The sequence below is a fragment of the Streptomyces sp. NPDC047072 genome, from assembly GCF_040643855.1.
GTDB lineage: Bacteria > Actinomycetota > Actinomycetes > Streptomycetales > Streptomycetaceae > Streptomyces.
Genome location: NZ_JBEYVC010000090.1, coordinates 24228 through 40828, shown reverse-complemented (window position 1 = coordinate 40828; position 16601 = coordinate 24228). Strand labels below are relative to the sequence as shown.

Genomic DNA, 16601 nt, shown 5'->3' with positions numbered 1-16601 from the left:
GTGTAGCGCTGGTCGTCCAGCCACACCTTCTCGGGACCCCAGTACACGTCCTCCTCGGACTCCCAGCCCTCTACTCCGCCGTCTTCCTCGCCAGCGCGTTGTTGTCTATCGAGTTGTGGACGCTGAAGCTCACCGCGTCCGAGCGGTAGCGGTCGTCGGACCACTCCACCGGGCGGCCCTCGCGGGTCGTGGTCACGCGGCGGACCCGCAACAGCGGACTCGTCCGGCGCACGGACAGCAGGTCCGCGTCGCGCGCGCTCGCCGCCACCGCGTCGATGACGTGCTCGCCGTAGGCGAAGACCAACCCCGTGTCGTCGTAGAGGCGTTGGGTGACCGAGGGGCAGTCCGGTTCGATCGCCGAGACCGTGGGGGAGATCCAGTCCGCGTACACCGTGCGCTCCAGCAACACCGGTTCGCCGTCGAGGCCGCGTACCCGCAGGACGTGCAACACCCGCGTACCGGCCGCCAGTTGGAGCCGTACCGCATCCTCCTTCGTCGCCACCCGGTACTCCTGCGAGACCACCCGCCCCGTCGCCACCCGCCCCATCGCCCGCGCCCACTGCGCGAAGCTCCGCAGTTCGGCGAAGCTCTGGCTGCGGCGGCTCGCGAGGACCACGCGGCGGGCGCCCTGGCGGGAGCCGATCAGGCCCTCGGCGGTCAGCGCGGCGACCGCCTGGCGGACCGTGCCGCGGGAGACGCCGTAGTGCGCCGCGAGCTCCGTCTCGGCGGGCAGCAGACTGCCCACGGTGTACTCCTCGCGGTCGATCGCCCGGCGCAGCTCGTCGGCGATCTCCTCGTGTCGCGCCGGCATGCTTCCCCTCTGAGTCGACAGCAGTGCACAGCGTGACCAGGGTAGTCGACATCTGGCGGGGTTCCGAGGAGTCCCGGATTGTGCGGGAATTCGGGGCCGGTGTTTCGCCAGAGTTTACGAACACGACACCAGCGGCAGCATTACTGAGGCCAACTTGTTCAGACAAGTTTTCAGACAAGCACCCCCCTCTCCTGCACCCTCGCGCGTCCCCTGGAGAAGCCGTGACCGTGTCCCTGCCGAGAACCGCCGCCCTCGGTGTCCTCGCCACCCTCGCCCTGAGCGCCTGTGGCGCCGCCCCCGAGTCCTCCTCGACCACCGCGGACGGCAAGAGCGCCGCCACCGCCACCTCCGCCGCCGACTTCGGCGGCCTGGACGCCCTGGTGAAGGCGGCCAAGAAGGAGGGCAAGCTCAACGCCATCGCGCTGCCCCGCGACTGGGCCAACTACGGCGCCCTGATCGACGGTTTCCAGAAGAAGTACGGCATCAAGATCTCCGTCGAGAACCCCGACGGCTCCAGCCAGGACGAGATCAACGCCGTGACCTCGCGCAAGGGCCAGGACCGTGCCCCCGACGTCCTCGACCTCGGCAGCTCGTTCGCGCTGAGCGCCGCCCAGCAGGGGCTGCTCGCGCCGTACAAGGTCCAGTCGTACGCCGACATCCCCGAGGGCCAGAAGGACGCGCAGGCCCGCTGGTACAACGACTACGGCGGCTACATCTCCATCGGCTGCGACGCGAAGCGGGTCAAGACCTGCCCCACCACCTTCGCCGACCTGCTCAAGCCGCAGTACAAGGGTCAGGTCGCCCTCAACGGCAACCCCACCAAGTCCGGTTCGGCCTTCGGCGGTGTCTACGCGGCCGCGCTGGCGAGCGGCGGCTCCTTCGACGACATCCAGCCCGGCCTCGACTTCTTCAAGAAGCTGAAGGCCAACGGCAATTACACGCCCGTCGAGTCGACCCCGGCGACCGTCGAGAAGGGCGAGACGCCGATCAGCATCGACTGGGACTACCTGAACGCCGGGTACGCCGACGAGTTCAAGTCCAAGGGCGTCGACTGGAAGGTGTCGGTGCCGAGCGACGGCCAGTTCTCGCAGTACTACTCCCAGGCCGTCAACAAGGACGCCCCGCACCCGGCGGCCGCTCGTCTGTGGCAGGAGTACCTGTACAGCACCGAGGGCCAGAACCTGTGGCTCAAGGGGTACGCCCGCCCGGCCCTGATGACCGCCATGGAGAAGGCCGGCACCCTCGACAAGGCGGCCGCGGCCAAGCTGCCCGAGGTCTCCGGGACGCCCAAGTTCCCGACCGAGGCCCAGCAGGACAAGGCCAAGACGGTCATCGCCGAGGGCTGGGCGAAGGCGATCTCCGGATGACCTCCACCCTCCCGAGGGTCGACACGGCGACCGTCGCTGCCTCGCGGCGGCGGCGCCGTGCGCCGGGCTGGCTCGCCGTCGTCCCGCTGCTGCTCTTCACCGCGCTCGCCTTCGGCGTCCCCGCGCTGGCCATGCTGAACGGCGCGTTCACGGCCAAGGACCAGGCCACGGGCACCACTTCGTACACCGTGGCCAACCTGACCGACTCCCTGCAGGGCGCCTATCTGACGGCCCTGCTCGGCAGTGTGAAGCTGTCCGCCCTCTCCGCCGCCCTCGCGACCGTGCTCGGCCTGTTCCTGGCGCAGGCCGTGGTGACCTCGCGGTTCCGGGCGCTGCGCGAGGCCGTGCTGACCGCCTCCGGTGTGCTGGCCAACTTCGGTGGCGTACCGCTCGCGTTCGCCTTCGTCGCCACCCTCGGCAACTCCGGCGTCCTCACCCAGCACCTCGGCCTCAAGGACGCGGGCTGGGACCTGTACAGCTTCTGGGGCCTGACCCTGGTCTACCTGTACTTCCTCATCCCACTGATGGTGCTCACCATCACCCCGGCCCTGGAGGGGCTGCGCGTCCAGTGGCGCGAGGCCGCCCAGAACAACGGCGCCACCGGCGCCCAGTACTGGCGGCACGTGGCCCTGCCGGTGCTCACCCCGTCGTTGCTCGGCGGTTTCGTGCTGCTCTTCGGCAGCGCCTTCGCCGCCTACGCGACCGCCGCCGCCATGGTCGGCAGCTCCGTCCCGCTGGTCACCCTCCAGATCGCCGACGCCATCTCCGGCAACGTCCTGGTCGGACAGGAGAACGTGGCGCTCGCCCTCAGCCTCGACATGGTGCTGGTCGCGGGCCTGGTGATGGCGGTCTACCTGCCCCTGCAACGACGGAGCGCGCGATGGCTCGCCTGAACCTGTGGCGGTGGGCCGTGTTCGGCCTCGCCGCGCTGTACTTCCTCGTCCCGCTGGGCGCGTCCGTGATCTTCTCGGTCGACGTCAACGACCGGATCACCTTCGACGCCTACAGCCAGATCGTCGGCACCACCGGCTTCGTCTCCAGCCTGCTGCTCGCCCTCGAACTGGCCGCCGCCACCATCGCGTTGGTGCTGCTCCTCATGGTGCCCGCGATGGTCGCCCTCAGGCTCGGCGCGCCCCGGCTGCGGCCGGTCGTCGAGGTGGTCTGCTCGCTGCCGCTGGTCGTGCCGCCCATCGCGTTCGTCGCCGGGATCGTCACGGTCCTGAAGTGGGGCCCCGACCATTTCTCGCGCACCCCGTTCTTCGAGACGTTCGTGGCCATCCAGAACCCGGACTTCCCCTTCGTCCTCGTCCTGGCGTACGTCGTGATGGCGCTGCCCTTCGTCTACCGCGCCCTGGACGCCGGGCTCCGCGCGATCGACGTGCCCACCCTCGTCGAGGCCGCCCGCAGCTGCGGCGCCAACCAGACACAGGCGCTGCTGAAGGCCGTACTGCCGAATCTGCGCGGTGCGCTGCTCAACGCCTCCTTCCTCACCCTCGCCCTGGTGCTCGGCGAGTACACGGTCGCCCACCTGCTGGGCTTCCAGCCGTTCGCGGTGTGGATCGTCGACATCTCCGGCTCGCAGGCCCAGATGTCCGTCGCCGTCTCCGTGCTCAGCCTGCTCGTCACCTGGGTGCTGCTGCTGGTCCTCGCCGCGCTCGGCGGCCGGCGCTCCTCCTCCCGTACCGTCTCCCGAGGGAAGACAACGCCATGACGCTCACAGTCCCCGAGAACGTCCCAGAAGTCCCCGAGAACGACCGGACCGTCCGGGACGGTGCCGCCACCGTCGAATTCCGGGGCCTGCACCGCAGGTTCGGGGCGACGGTCGCGCTCGACGGCCTCGACCTGACCGTCCGGCCCGGCGAACTCCTCGCCCTGCTCGGCCCGTCCGGCTGCGGCAAGACCACCGCGCTGCGCATGCTCGCCGGGTTCGAGACGCCCGACTCCGGCGCGGTGCTGGTCGACGGGGAGGACGTCACCGGGGTCCCGGCGCACCGGCGCGACGCCGGGATGGTCTTCCAGTCGTACAGCCTCTTCCCGCATCTCAACGCGCTCGACAACGTGGCCTTCGGGCTGCGGATGCGGAAGGTGGGCACGGCCGAACGGCGGTCGCGGGCAGGCGAGTTGCTGGATCTGGTCGGACTCGGGGACAGGGGCGCGCAGTTCCCGCACCAGCTCTCCGGCGGTCAGCAGCAGCGCGTCGCGCTCGCCCGGGCGCTCGCCCTGCGCCCGCGGGTGCTGCTCCTCGACGAGCCGCTGTCGGCGCTGGACGCCAAGGTCCGCACCACGCTCCGCGAGGAGATCCGACGCCTCCAGCAGGAACTCGGCATCACCACCCTGTTCATCACCCACGACCAGGAGGAGGCCCTCTCGACGGCCGACCGGGTCGCCGTGATGCGGGCCGGGCGGGTCGAACAGTGCTCCACGCCCACCGAGCTGTACTCCCGCCCGGCCACCGCCTTCGTCGCCGAGTTCGTCGGGACGAGCAGCCGGATCCCCGGGGTCATGAGCGCGCCGGACACCGTCGAGGTGCTGGGGCGCAGGCTCCCCGCGAGCGGCGAGGGCGTCGCCGCCGGCGCGGACGTCGACGTGGTGCTGCGGCCGGAAGGCGTGGAGGTCGCGCCCGATCCGGCCGCCGGGGCACGGGTGGTCGCCACCGCCTTCCTGGGCGCCACCACCCGCGTCACGGTACGGCTGGCGGACGGCGTGGAGATCAAGGCCGACGTGCCCACCCGGCGCGCGGGCGAACTCCCCGTCGGTACCCCGGTGGCCGTCGGCCTGCCGGACCAGGAGGTCCTGGTGGTGGGGCGCGCCGCCCAGTGACCGGCCGTCAGAAGGACCGTCAGAAGAAGGAAAGGGTCTCCGTGGAAAGCCCCGCGCGTCGCGTCCCCGACGCCTCGCTGGCCGCCGTCCTGTTCGACATGGACGGCACGCTCGTCGACACCGAACGACTGTGGTGGGAGGCGGTGGAAGAGGTCGCGGGGCGCACGCTGACCGAGGCGGACCGGGCGGACGTGCTCGGCAGGCCGGTCGAGCACACCGCCGCCTGGCTGGGCGCGGCCACGGGCGCCTCCGCCGAGGACCTCGCCGACACGCTCCACCGCGAGTTCGCGGACCGTGTCCGCACCGGTGTAGTGCCCCGCCCCGGCGCGCTGGAACTGCTCGACGCGCTGGCCCGCGAGGACGTCCCGACCGCCCTCGTGACCGCTTCCCCCCGGTCCGTGGCCGACACCGTGCTAGATGTCCTGGGCGCACACCGCTTCGCCGTCTCCGTCACCGCCGACGACACCGACCGCACCAAACCCGCCCCCGACCCCTACCTCGCCGCCTGCCGCGCCCTCGGCGTCGACCCGGCGGACTGCGTGGCCGTCGAGGACACCGAGACCGGCGTCGCCTCCGCCGAGGCGGCGGGTTGCACGGTGCTCGCGGTGCCCTCCCTCGCCCCCATCGAGGCGGCGCCCGGCCGGACCGTCGAGGCCAGCCTGGAGGGCGTCACGCCCTCGACCCTGCGCGCCCTGCTGCCGTACCGGCTCCGCGTGATGAGCTGGAACCTCTGGTACGGCGGCACCAAGGTCCGCGATCACCGGGCCAAGCAGCTCAAGGTCATCGCCGAGACCGACGCGGACGTGGTCGGGCTGCAGGAGACGTACGACGGCGCCGCCGAGGACCTCGCCGAGGCGCTCGGCTGGTTCCACCACCGGGCCGGGACCAACCTCGGGATCGTCAGCCGGTACCCGATCACCGCCGTCCTCGGCGACCCGGACGTCGGGTTCTACGGAGCGGCCGGCGCGCGGATCGCCGTAGGAGAGCGGGAGGTCGAGGTGTGGACGGTCCATCTGGACTACGAGGCGTACGGGCCGTACGACGGCACCTCGGTTCATGAAGGCGTGCGGCTGGCCCAGATGCGGGACACCCTGCGCCGGATCGGGGACGCGGCGCCCGTCGTCCTGGTCGGGGACTTCAACTGCCCCTCCCACCTGGACTGGCCGGACGTGGAGTGGCCGGTGACGAAGGCGGCCGAGGAGGCGGGGTTCCGGGACTCCTTCCGGGAGGCGCGGCCCGATGCCGTACGGGACCCCGGGTACACCTGGTCCCCGGTCCACGCCGAGCCCGAGCCGCAGGACCGGATCGACTTCGTCCTGCACCGGGGGCTCAGGGTCCTCGACTCCCGCACCTACGTCCGCGGCACCCCCCGGACCTGGCCGGACGTCGAGGACAACGACTGGCCGTCCGACCACGCGGCCGTGATCACCACATTTTCGCTGGGCAGCGGGCGCGGGACTGTCTAGCATCGGGGGCATGACCCGACGACATTGATCCACCCGCCCCGACGTCCGTCGACTGACCCGGACGCTGTACGCGTACGCGTTCCTCGACGACCTCGTCCTGCTCTACCCGGTGTACGCGCTGCTCTTCGCCGACACCGGGATGTCCCTGTGGCAGATCTCCTCGCTGTTCGCCCTGTGGTCGGTCACGGCCGTCGTCCTGGAGGTGCCCTCCGGGGCGCTCGCCGACGCCGTCTCGCGACGGCTGCTGCTGTGGATCGGCCCGCTCTTCAACGCGGTCGGCTTCACCCTGTGGGTGACCGTCCCCTCGTACGGCGCCTTCGCGCTCGGTTTCGTGCTCTGGGGCGTCGGCGGCGCGCTCTGCTCCGGCTCGCTGGAGGCCCTGGTCTACGACGAGATGGAGCGGGTCGGCGCCGCCTCGCTGTACCCCCAGGTCATGGGCCGGACCCGGGCGGCACGGCTGCTCGGCACGGTCGCCTCGATGGGGCTCGCCGGGCCGGTCCTCGCGCTCGGTGGCTATCCGGCCGTCGGCGCGGCGAGCGTGCTTGCCTGTCTGGTGGCCGCGGTGGCGGCGACCCGGCTGCCGGAACACCGGGTTCCGGGCGAGCAGGAGGGGGCGGGCGGGGGCTGGTGGGCGACCCTGCGGGCCGGACTCGCTGAGGCGCGCGGGGACCGGGCCGTCCAAGGCGCTCTGCTGCTCGTTCCGGCGGTGGCCGCGGTGTGGGGCTCGCTCGACGAGTACGTTCCGCTGCTGATCCGCGACCTCGGGGTGGCCGAGGCGACCGTGCCCTATCTGGTGCTGCTGGTCTGGGCGTTCGTCACCGTCGGCAGCCTCTTCGCCGGGGTCGCCGAACGCCTCGGCACCCGGGGGCTCGCCGTGCTGATCGGCGGTGCCGGGCTCGCCCTCGCCGTGGGCGCGGGGCTGCGCACCCCGGCCGGTATCGCCCTCGTGGGCCTCGCCTTCGCCGGGTTCCAGCTGGCCGAGGTGCTCGCCGACGTCCGCCTCCAGCACCGCATCGACGACGCCCGCCGGGCCACGCTGACCTCGGTGGCGAGCCTCGGCACAGAGCTGGTGACGGTCGCGGTGTTCGGCGGGTACGCCCTGCTCGGGGCCTCGATGGCGCACAGCACGGTGTTCGTGATCCTGTCGGTGCCGTATCTGGTGACGGCGGTGGTGCTGGGGGTGCGGGGGCGGTCCTGACAGCTGGGTAGGGGCCACTCCACCGGCGTACGCAACGAATCGCCGCCGAGCCGTCGGCACACGCAACAAACCGCTTACGCACGCGCAACGGCTGCTCCTTGTCCGCCCAGGTCAGCCGCCCGTACCGTCTAGGTGGCCCCCACAACCACCTTCCGTCCGGTGAGGATCACGCATGCGCACCGCCCTGCTCCAGAGCTCCGGCCGCCCCGGCTCCGTCGCCGCGAACCTCAAGGTCCTCGACGAGGCCGCGGGTCGGGCCGCCGAGGCCGGTGCCGGGCTGCTGGCCGCGCCGGAGATGTTCCTCACGGGGTACGCGATCGGCGACGACATCGGGCGCCTCGCCGAGCCCGCCGACGGGGACAGCGCGGACGCGGTCGCGGAGATCGCGGAGCGGCACGGGGTCGCGATCGCGTACGGCTATCCCGAGCGGTCCGGGGAGACGGTGTTCAACTCCGTTCAGCTGATCGCCGCCGTCGGCACCCGACTCGCGAACTACCGCAAGACCCACCTCTTCGGCTGCTTCGAGCGCGACCACTTCACACCGGGCGAACAGCCGGTCGTGCAGGCGGAGTTGGGCGGGCTGACCGTCGGCCTCATGATCTGCTACGACGTCGAGTTCCCGGAGAACGTCCGCGCCCACGCCCTCGCGGGCACGGACCTCCTGCTCGTGCCGACGGCCCAGATGCACCCGTTCCGGTTCGTCGCCGAGTCCCTCGTGCCGGTGCGGGCCTGGGAGAACCAGATGTACGTCGCCTACGTCAACAGGGTCGGCCAGGAAGGGGAGTTCGACTTCGTCGGGCTCTCCACGCTGGCCGGCCCCGACGGGGTGGCGCGGGTGCGGGCCGGGCGCGGTGCGGAGCTGCTCCTCGCCGACGTCGACGCCGAGTTCCTCGCGGCCTCCCGCGAGGCGAACCCGTATCTGACGGACCGCCGCCCCGGTCTCTACGGGTCCCTCGTCTGAGTTCTGAGTTCTGAGTTCTGAAGTCTGCATTCTGAACCACCCCATTGCTTCAAGGAGTTCGCACCCCCATGACGTCCACCGTGCCCAACGCCGTCGAGCACGCCGACGCGCAGCAGCCGCCGATCACCATGTTCGGGCCGGACTTCCCGTACGCCTACGACGACTTCCTCGCCCACCCGGCCGGGCTCGGCCAGATCCCGGCGACCGAGCACGGCACCGAAGTCGCGGTGATCGGCGGCGGGTTGTCGGGGATCGTAGCCGCGTACGAGCTGATGAAGATGGGGCTCAAGCCGGTCGTGTACGAGGCCGACCGGATCGGCGGCCGGCTGCGGACCGTCGGCTTCGAGGGCGCCGGTGCCGAGGGGCTCACCGCCGAGATGGGCGCGATGCGCTTCCCGCCCTCCTCGACGGCCCTCCAGCACTACATCGACCTCGTCGGTCTGGAGACCCGCCCGTTCCCCAACCCCCTTGCGGAGACGACCCCTTCGACCGTCGTCGACCTCAAGGGCGAGTCCCACTACGCCGAGACGGTCGAGGACCTTCCGCAGGTCTACCGCGATGTGGCCGCCGCCTGGAACACGTGCCTCGAAGAGGGTGCCGACTTCTCCGACATGAACCGGGCGATGCGGGAGCGGGATGTGCCGCGCATCCGGGAGATCTGGGCGCGGCTCGTCGAGAAGCTCGACAACCAGACCTTCTACGGCTTCCTCTGCGACTCGGAAGCCTTCAGGTCCTTCCGGCACCGCGAGATCTTCGGCCAGGTCGGCTTCGGCACCGGCGGCTGGGACACCGACTTCCCCAACTCCATCCTGGAGATCCTGCGGGTCGTCTACACCGAGGCCGACGACCACCACCGCGGGATCGTGGGCGGGTCCCAGCAGTTGCCGCTCAGGCTGTGGGAGCGGGAGCCGGAGAAGATCGTGCACTGGGGGTACGGCATGTCCCTCGCGAAGCTGCACACCGACGGAGAGCCCCGCCCGGCCGTGACCCGGCTGCACCGCACGGCCGGTAACCGGATCACCGTGACGGACGCGGGCGGCGACATCCGTACGTACAAGACGGCGGTCTTCACCGCGCAGTCCTGGATGCTCCTGTCGAAGATCGACTGCGACGACTCGCTCTTCCCGATCGACCACTGGACGGCGATCGAGCGGACGCACTACATGGAGAGCTCCAAGCTCTTCGTCCCGGTCGACCGGCCGTTCTGGCTGGACAAGGACGAGGAGACGGGCCGGGACGTCATGTCGATGACCCTCACCGACCGTATGACACGGGGGACTTACCTGCTGGACGACGGTCCCGACAAGCCCGCCGTGATCTGCCTTTCCTACACCTGGTGCGACGACAGCCTGAAGTGGCTGCCGCTGTCCGCGAACGAGCGGATGGAGGTCATGCTGAAGTCGCTGTCGGAGATCTATCCGAAGGTCGACATCAGGAAGCACGTCATCGGCAACCCGGTGACGGTCTCCTGGGAGAACGAGCCCTACTTCATGGGCGCGTTCAAGGCCAACCTCCCCGGCCACTACCGCTACCAGCGCCGCCTGTTCACCCACTTCATGCAGGACCGGCTCCCCGCGGACAAGCGTGGCGTGTTCCTCGCCGGCGACGACATCTCCTGGACGGCCGGCTGGGCCGAGGGCGCGGTCCAGACCGCCCTGAACGCGGTCTGGGGCGTCATGCACCACTTCGGCGGCACGACGGACGCGACCAATCCTGGGCCCGGGGACGTGTACGACGAGATCGCCCCCGTCGAACTCCCGGAGGACTAGCTCCTGTTGGCGGTGCGTCGGCGGACGCCCGTGCCGATCGCCGCCCCGAGGGCCAGCGCGGTGAGGACCAGGCTTGCGTACACCACCGGGTTCACCCAGCCCGGTACCAGTTCGGTCCCCACGCCTCCCGAGGTGACGCACTGCGCGCTGACCGGCAGTGTCATGCGGGTCACCACGTGGTCGCCGCGGGTGCCGACGGCCGCGCACATCTGGTCCGGGTCCAGGATGTAGAAGCCGGACATCACGCCGTAGGCGTACGCGCCGAGCGCGGCGGCGCCGGACATGACCGTCACCAGCACGTACGACCCGGTGTCCAACGGCCACCAGGAGCCCCCGGCGCGCGGGCGGGACCGCAGCACGAGCGCCAGGGCGGTGGCCGCGACCACGCACGGGGCCAGGAGCGGGGCGAACACGAGGATGATGACGAGGAAAGCGGCCACTCCTGTCCGGACGGCCCCCGGGGGACGACCGGTTCCCCGCCGGTGAGGGGTCAGTCCGGGAGGGGAGTCAGCAGTATGCGGCCCGCGAAGCCCACCGCCGTGTCCAGGCGTTCGGTGAACTCCTCGGCCACGTCCGGGAGTCCGCGCAGGGCCCACAGCGCGCGGGCCGCGGTCCAGGTCGCGTCGCGGGCGCGGTCCAGGCTCCAGGAGCCGAGGAGATGGGTGAGCGGGTCGGCGATCTGGAGGAGGTCGGGGCCCGGCATCAGATCTTCGCGGATGCGCTCCTCCAGCGAGACGAGGAGGTCACCCACGCGGTCGAACTCCCCTTCCACCTCGGCGGGTTCGCAGTCGAGCGTACGGCAGGTGTCCACCACGGCCAGCGCAAGGTCGTGCCCGATGTGCGCGTTGATGCCCGCAAGGGCGAACTGCAGCGGACGTACGCCGGGATGGCGGCGGAACTGGAACAGCGGGCGCCAGCACGCGGGCGGACGGCGCTCGCGGTGCGCCGCGTCCACCGCCGCCAGATAGCGCTCCGCGAACCGCACGTCCAGCGTGACCGCGGTCCGCGCGTCGCCGAACCGCCCCGCCTCCACGCACCGGTCGACCGCCTCGGTGACGGCGAGGTAGACGCGGTTGAAGACCGCGACGCCGTCCCGCTCGGGCAGGTCCTCCTCCAGGGCGCGCATACGGGAGACGACCGCGTCGACGGGAGTGGTGAACTGTTCCAATTGCGCCATGCGTGCAGGGTCCCAGTCCTAGGCTGGCCGGGGTACCGGCGGGCCCGGCGCTTCCCCAGAACGGGGGAACGCACCCGCCGCGCGAGGGGGGAGCACAGCGTGTCAGGCTTACGTGCCCAGCGGGCGGCCGCGCACCGCGCCGCACGCAGGCGTACCGCCGGCCGGTCGGTGATGGTCGCGGCGGCCTCCGTCGTGGTCGCCGTCGGCACCGCGACCGGGATGCTGTCCGCGCTCGCCGACGACGGCTCCGACGAGGCCCGGCCCGCGCCGAGCGGCTCACCCGTCCTGGATCCGCTGCCCGTCGTGCCGTCGCCGTCCCCCTCGGTCTCCACGGAAGCCAGTGCCTCGCCGTCCCCGACGAGGAAGAAGGCGAGCCCCACCCCCACCAGGACCGAGCCGAGGCGCACCGCCGCGGTCTCCGCCCGGCTCTACCACCACCCCGAGTCCCAGGTGGAGGACTGGGTACGGGACAACCCGGGGGACTGGCGCACGGACGTCATAGCGTCCCGCATCGCCGACCAGCCGGCCGCGGTGTGGTTCGCCGACTTCAGCCCCTCGACCATCACGTCCCGGGTCCGCGCGGTCACCTCCGGGGGCTCCGGCCAGGGCCGGGTGCCGGTGGTCGTGGCCTATGCGATCCCCGAGCGCGACTGCGGCGGCGCCTCCGAGGGCGGGGCGCCCGACATCGCCGCGTACGACGACTGGATCGACAGGTTCGCCGCCGGGCTCGGCTCCGGCGAGGTCGTCGTCATCCTGGAGCCGGACTCGATCGCCCAGGCCGACTGCCTCTCCGAGGGCGCGCGGGCCGACCGCTTCGCCGCGCTGGCCCGTGCGGGACGGGTCATGAAGGACGCCAACCCCGACGCGCGGGTCTACTTCGACGCCGGCCACTCCGGCTGGAACCCGGCCGCGAAACAGGCGGACCTGCTCAAGCAGGCCGGTGCCGCCTCGCCCGCCTCCTCCGACGGCGTCTTCAGCAACGTCTCCAACTTCCACACCACCGCGAACGAGGTCGCCTACGACCGTCAGGTCCTCGACGCCCTCGGCGGCCCGGCGAGCCTCGGCGCCGTCATCGACACCAGCCGCAACGGCAACGGCGCCCCGGCCGACGGCGAGTGGTGCGACCCCGACGGCCGGGCGATCGGGCGGGCGCCGACGCTGAACACCGGCGAGGCCCGCATCGACGGCTACCTGTGGGTGAAGCTCCCGGGGGAGTCGGACGGCTGCAAGGGCACACCGGGCACGTTCTCACCGTCGTACGCCTACGAGTTGGCGTCGTCGTAGCTCCCGCAGCGCGTGGCAGCCGGTGGTGATGTCCGCGGCCGCCGGGACCAGGTTCAGCGGATGGGGCGGGTCCACCCGGGCGTCGGTCCAGATCAGCGCGCCGAGCAGGCCGGTCATGCCGTAGAGGATGACCGCGATCCCGCCGAGGACCCCGCCGGGATCTCGGCCACGACCGCAGGACCGATCCAGTCGGCCTTGCCGGCGCCGGAGAGGTTCAGGTGCCGGTGGGTTCAGGGGTGTCGTTCGGTGAGTGGTGTGGGCGTGGGGGTGAGCTTCGGGCGGTCGCGGTCGCCGGCGCGCAGGACGCCCGCGAAGGCGATCAGGCCGCCGGCCAGCACGGTCACCAGGACGAACGACACCATCAGGCTGGTGGCCTGGGCCAGCGTGCCGATCGCGCTCGGTGCGACCAGACCCGAGGTGTACGTGATCGTCGCGACCCCGGCGATCGCCAGGCTGGGATTGGACCCGCTGCGGCCCGCGGCCGCGAAGCACAGCGGGACGACCACCGCGATGCCGAGCCCCATCAGGGCGAACCCCGCCATCGCCACGGCCGGGTGCCCGGCGACCACCACGAGCAGTCCGCCGAGCACGGCGAACAGCCCGCTCACCCGGACCGTGCACACCGAGCCGAAACGGTCCACGATCCGGTCGCCGGCGATCCGCGCCACGGCCATCGTGAGCGTGAAGCCCGTCGTGCACGCGGCCGCGAGCCCCGCCGAGGTCTCCAGCTGCTCGCGCAGATACACCGCCGACCAGTCCAGGCTCGCCCCCTCCGCGAACACCGCGCAGAACCCGACGGCACCGATGAGCAGCGCGGACCTCGGCGGCAGCGCGAACCGGGGCGGCGGCTCCTCGTCCTCGGTGGGCTGCAGGTCCAGCACCCACCGGCAGAACAGCAGCCCGAGGAAGGTCAGGGCGGCCGCCGCGAGCGCGTGGTGCAGCCGGGCGTCCGAGCCCAGGTGGGCGGCGAGCGTGCCGGCCGCCGAGCCGACCAGGGCACCGGCGCTCCACATGCCGTGCAGGCCGGACATGATCGAGCGGCCGAGGCGGTTCTCGATCTCGACCCCGAGCGCGTTCATCCCCACGTCCGCCATACCGGCCGAGGCGCCGTAGACGAACAGGGCGAGACAGAGTGCCAGGAGGTTCGGGGCGAGGGCCGGCAGGACGAGCGACATCGTCCACAGGCTGATCAGACCGCGCAGCGCGTTGCGGGCGCCGAAGCGGTGGCTGATCCGGCCCGCCAGGGGCATGGCCACGGACGCGCCGAGGGCGGGGAAGGCGAGGGCGAGGCCCAACTGCCCCGCGCTCACGGAGGCGTGCTCCTGGATCCACGGCACCCGGGTGGCGAACGAACCGGTCACCGCGCCGTGCACGGCGAACACGGCGGCCACCGCGTACCGGGCCCGCCGCACCTCCGTAGACGCGTGGTCCACTTCGCTCATCCTCGGGTCCCTCCCCGGATCCTCTTCGTCCCGTCGTCGGTCCCGTAAACTATCAGGAACCCTGCCTGATAGATAGCGCATATCCGGTACCGCGGATCTGAGAGGATTCCCGGCATGCCCGCATCCCCGAGCACCGCCCGGGCCATCAACGACCGGCTCGCCCTGCGTCTGCTCCAGCGCGAAGGTCCGCTGACGGCAGGGCAGTTGAAGCAGCTCACCGGCCTGTCCCGGCCCACCGTCGCCGACCTCGTCGAGCGCCTCGCCGCGGCCGGACTGATCGAGGTCGTCGGGGAGTCGGGGGAGCAACGCCGTGGCCCGAACGCGAAGTTGTACGGCATCGTCGCCGACCGGGCCCAGCTCGCCGCGGTCGACGTCCGTACCGAAGGGGTCTCCGTCGTCGTCTCCGACCTGCTCGGGCGGGTGCTGGCCGAGGCGTCCGCGCCGATCGGCGACGACGCGGGGACGGGGCCGGCCGTGGAGGCGGCGGTCACGCTGGTCGAACGGGCGGTGAAGGAGGCGGGGGCGGACCGGCTGCACACCGTCGGCATCGGTGCGCCGGGGCTGATCGACCCGGTGAGCGGGGAACTCCGCGACTCCTCGGGGCTGCCGGAGTGGCATCGGCGGCTGGTGGCGGCGTTGCAGGAGCGGTTGCCGCAGGCGCGGGTGAGCGTGGAGAACGAGACGAACCTCGCGGCGGTGGCGGAGCAGCGGGAGGGGTGTGCGCGGGACCGGGACACGTTCGTGCTGCTGTGGCTCGGCCATGGGACGGGGGCGGCGGTGGTGCTCGACGGCGCGCTGCGGCGGGGGGCCTCTGGGGGAGCCGGGGAGATCGGGTTCCTGCCGGTGCCGGGGCCGAGGGCGTTGCCTTCGGCCACGGACTGCGAGGGGGGTTTCCACTCGTCGGCGGGGTCGGCCGCGATCGTGTCGCTGGCGGGGGAGTACGGGGTGGTGGTTTCCGGGGACGGCCATGAGCCGGCCGCCGCGAGGGTGGTGCGGGATGCGGTCCTCGCGTCCGGCCGGCCTGAGGCGGAGGTGGCCGCCGGCCGGTTCCTCGACGCGCTTGCCGATCGGCTTGCCGTGGGGGTGGCGTCCGTTGTCGCCGTGCTGGATCCCGGGTGTGTGGTGCTCGGTGGGGAAGTGGGGCGGGCCGGTGGGGTGGAACTCGCCGCGCGGGTGGAGCGGCGGGTTCGGCGGATGTCGCCGTTGCCTACGGAGGTTCGGGCGAGTGGGCTTGGGGGTGGGGCCGTTCTGAGGGGGGCGTTGCTGACGGCTCTGGAGCGCGCGGAGGAGGAACTGTTCGGCCGGTGAGCGATGTTGCGGCATCGATGTGGCTGGTCGCGCCCTTCCGCCTAGAGGCGTTTGTCGGAACGGCTGTTCAAGAAGTCCCCGAACGGTCCTTTACCCACTGCGTGTTCGGGGGTCAGGTGGTGGCCCTTGCGGAAGGCTCCGTACGTTTCTCCGAACAGGGGGACGCCCATCACACGGCGCTTTCGGCCCGTCGCCCGTACGTACTCGCGGGCGAAGTCCTCGAACGACCGCGTCTCCGGGCCGCCCATGTCCTGCACCCGGCCCGCCGGTTCCCGTGTTGCCAACTCCGCCATCCTGTCCGCCACTTCCGAGACCTCGATCGGCTGGTCCTGTACGCCTGAAGGGACCAGGAGGACCGGCAACTTCGCCAGCTTCTCGAAGAGTTGGACCAGTAGGTCGTGGAACTGGGTCGCGCGCAGGATCGTCCATGGGATGCCCGAGTCCTCGATCAGGTGCTCCACCGCGAGCTTGGACTTGTAGTAGCCGAGCGGGATCCGGTCCACGCCGACGATCGAGATGTAGACCAGGTGGGACACGCCCGCTCGGCGGGCCGCGGTGATCAGGTGGGTCGCCGCCTTGCGGTCGCCGCCCGTCTGCGTGGTCGCGCAGTGGACGATCGTGTCCACGCCCGCCACGGCCCGGTCCAGCGCGGGACCGCCCGCGCGCAGGTCGACGGCGTACGACTCGCTGTGCCGGCTGAGCACCCGCACCTCGTGCCCGTCCGCGCGCAGCCGCTCGGTGACGAGCCGGCCGAGCGTGCCGGTGCCGCCGGTCACCAGGATCGTGGTCATGCTGTTCAGCCCCTTCGGACACCGGACGCTCCCGGACGGAGCGCCCTCCGGCAGCTGAGACCGCGCGGCCTCCGCGAATGTGACAGGCGGGGGGGGCTTGGCCGTGTCCGCAAAATCCCTCCCCCCCCGAGGGGGTGCCCCCAGCCCGGCGCCGCCGGGCCCGCCCTCTCGCCGCACCGGGCGAAGCCCCACGTACAACTAGTACGA

General features: G+C 71.8%; 16 protein-coding genes. 10 read left to right on the top strand and 6 right to left on the bottom strand.

The window, feature by feature from the left end; translation table 11 throughout:
* Positions 1-70: 70 nt before the first annotated feature.
* Positions 71-811: a GntR family transcriptional regulator gene (locus tag ABZ896_RS31320; protein WP_360936449.1), complete on the bottom strand. Its 741-nt coding sequence runs from the start codon at positions 809-811 to the stop codon at positions 71-73.
* A 221-nt stretch (positions 812-1032) separates the two neighbouring features.
* Here ABZ896_RS31320 and ABZ896_RS31315 point away from each other — a divergent pair, with 221 nt between their 5' ends.
* From ABZ896_RS31315 to ABZ896_RS31280, 8 genes are all read left to right on the top strand, one after another.
* A complete protein-coding gene (locus ABZ896_RS31315) occupies positions 1033-2178 on the top strand; it encodes an extracellular solute-binding protein (RefSeq protein WP_360936447.1) in 1146 nt (381 codons plus the stop codon).
* Positions 2175-3071, top strand: coding sequence for an ABC transporter permease subunit (locus tag ABZ896_RS31310; protein WP_360936445.1), 897 nt, complete (start codon positions 2175-2177; stop codon positions 3069-3071). Before ABZ896_RS31315 ends, ABZ896_RS31310 begins: the two co-directional genes overlap by 4 nt.
* A complete protein-coding gene (locus ABZ896_RS31305; RefSeq protein WP_360936443.1) occupies positions 3059-3889 on the top strand; it encodes an ABC transporter permease subunit in 831 nt (276 codons plus the stop codon). Before ABZ896_RS31310 ends, ABZ896_RS31305 begins: the two co-directional genes overlap by 13 nt.
* The gene (locus ABZ896_RS31300) at positions 3886-4998 is read left to right on the top strand and encodes an ABC transporter ATP-binding protein (protein ID WP_360936441.1); all 1113 of its coding nucleotides are present in this window, start codon (positions 3886-3888) and stop codon (positions 4996-4998) included. Before ABZ896_RS31305 ends, ABZ896_RS31300 begins: the two co-directional genes overlap by 4 nt.
* A 41-nt stretch (positions 4999-5039) precedes the next feature.
* A complete protein-coding gene (locus ABZ896_RS31295; RefSeq protein WP_360936439.1) occupies positions 5040-6464 on the top strand; it encodes an HAD-IA family hydrolase in 1425 nt (474 codons plus the stop codon).
* Positions 6465-6516: 52 nt separating this feature from the next.
* Positions 6517-7662, top strand: coding sequence for an MFS transporter (locus ABZ896_RS31290; RefSeq protein WP_360936455.1), 1146 nt, complete (start codon positions 6517-6519; stop codon positions 7660-7662).
* Between the two features lie 172 nt (positions 7663-7834).
* On the top strand, positions 7835-8623 hold the full coding sequence (locus tag ABZ896_RS31285) for a carbon-nitrogen hydrolase family protein (RefSeq protein ID WP_360936437.1): 789 nt from the start codon (positions 7835-7837) through the stop codon (positions 8621-8623).
* 68 nt (positions 8624-8691) lie between these two features.
* On the top strand, positions 8692-10392 hold the full coding sequence (locus tag ABZ896_RS31280; RefSeq protein WP_360936435.1) for an NAD(P)/FAD-dependent oxidoreductase: 1701 nt from the start codon (positions 8692-8694) through the stop codon (positions 10390-10392).
* Here ABZ896_RS31280 and ABZ896_RS31275 read toward each other — a convergent pair.
* Both ABZ896_RS31275 and ABZ896_RS31270 read right to left on the bottom strand, forming a co-directional pair.
* Positions 10389-10832, bottom strand: a complete 444-nt coding sequence (locus ABZ896_RS31275; RefSeq protein ID WP_360936433.1) for a hypothetical protein — start codon at positions 10830-10832, stop codon at positions 10389-10391. The genes ABZ896_RS31280 and ABZ896_RS31275 overlap by 4 nt on opposite strands.
* Positions 10833-10882: 50 nt before the next feature.
* Positions 10883-11569 (bottom strand): DUF5995 family protein, encoded by a 687-nt coding sequence (locus tag ABZ896_RS31270; RefSeq protein WP_360936431.1) that lies wholly within the window; start codon positions 11567-11569, stop codon positions 10883-10885.
* A 171-nt stretch (positions 11570-11740) separates the two neighbouring features.
* Between ABZ896_RS31270 and ABZ896_RS31265 the strand changes: the two genes are divergently transcribed.
* Complete coding sequence (locus ABZ896_RS31265) at positions 11741-12853, top strand: glycoside hydrolase family 6 protein (protein ID WP_360936453.1); 1113 nt, start codon at positions 11741-11743, stop codon at positions 12851-12853.
* On the opposite strand, the gene ABZ896_RS31260 is transcribed toward ABZ896_RS31265, so the two are convergent.
* Together ABZ896_RS31260 and ABZ896_RS31255 are read right to left on the bottom strand one after the other, a co-directional pair.
* On the bottom strand, positions 12818-12970 hold the full coding sequence (locus ABZ896_RS31260; RefSeq protein ID WP_360936457.1) for a hypothetical protein: 153 nt from the start codon (positions 12968-12970) through the stop codon (positions 12818-12820). The two genes, ABZ896_RS31265 and ABZ896_RS31260, sit on opposite strands and share 36 nt — an antisense overlap.
* Positions 12971-13083: 113 nt before the next feature.
* Complete coding sequence (locus tag ABZ896_RS31255) at positions 13084-14295, bottom strand: MFS transporter (protein WP_360936429.1); 1212 nt, start codon at positions 14293-14295, stop codon at positions 13084-13086.
* 114 nt (positions 14296-14409) lie between these two features.
* Between ABZ896_RS31255 and ABZ896_RS31250 the strand changes: the two genes are divergently transcribed.
* Positions 14410-15603, top strand: coding sequence for an ROK family transcriptional regulator (locus ABZ896_RS31250; protein WP_360936427.1), 1194 nt, complete (start codon positions 14410-14412; stop codon positions 15601-15603).
* A 41-nt stretch (positions 15604-15644) separates the two neighbouring features.
* On the opposite strand, the gene ABZ896_RS31245 is transcribed toward ABZ896_RS31250, so the two are convergent.
* Positions 15645-16394: an SDR family oxidoreductase gene (locus tag ABZ896_RS31245; protein ID WP_360936425.1), complete on the bottom strand. Its 750-nt coding sequence runs from the start codon at positions 16392-16394 to the stop codon at positions 15645-15647.
* Between the last annotated feature and the right edge of the window lie 207 nt (positions 16395-16601).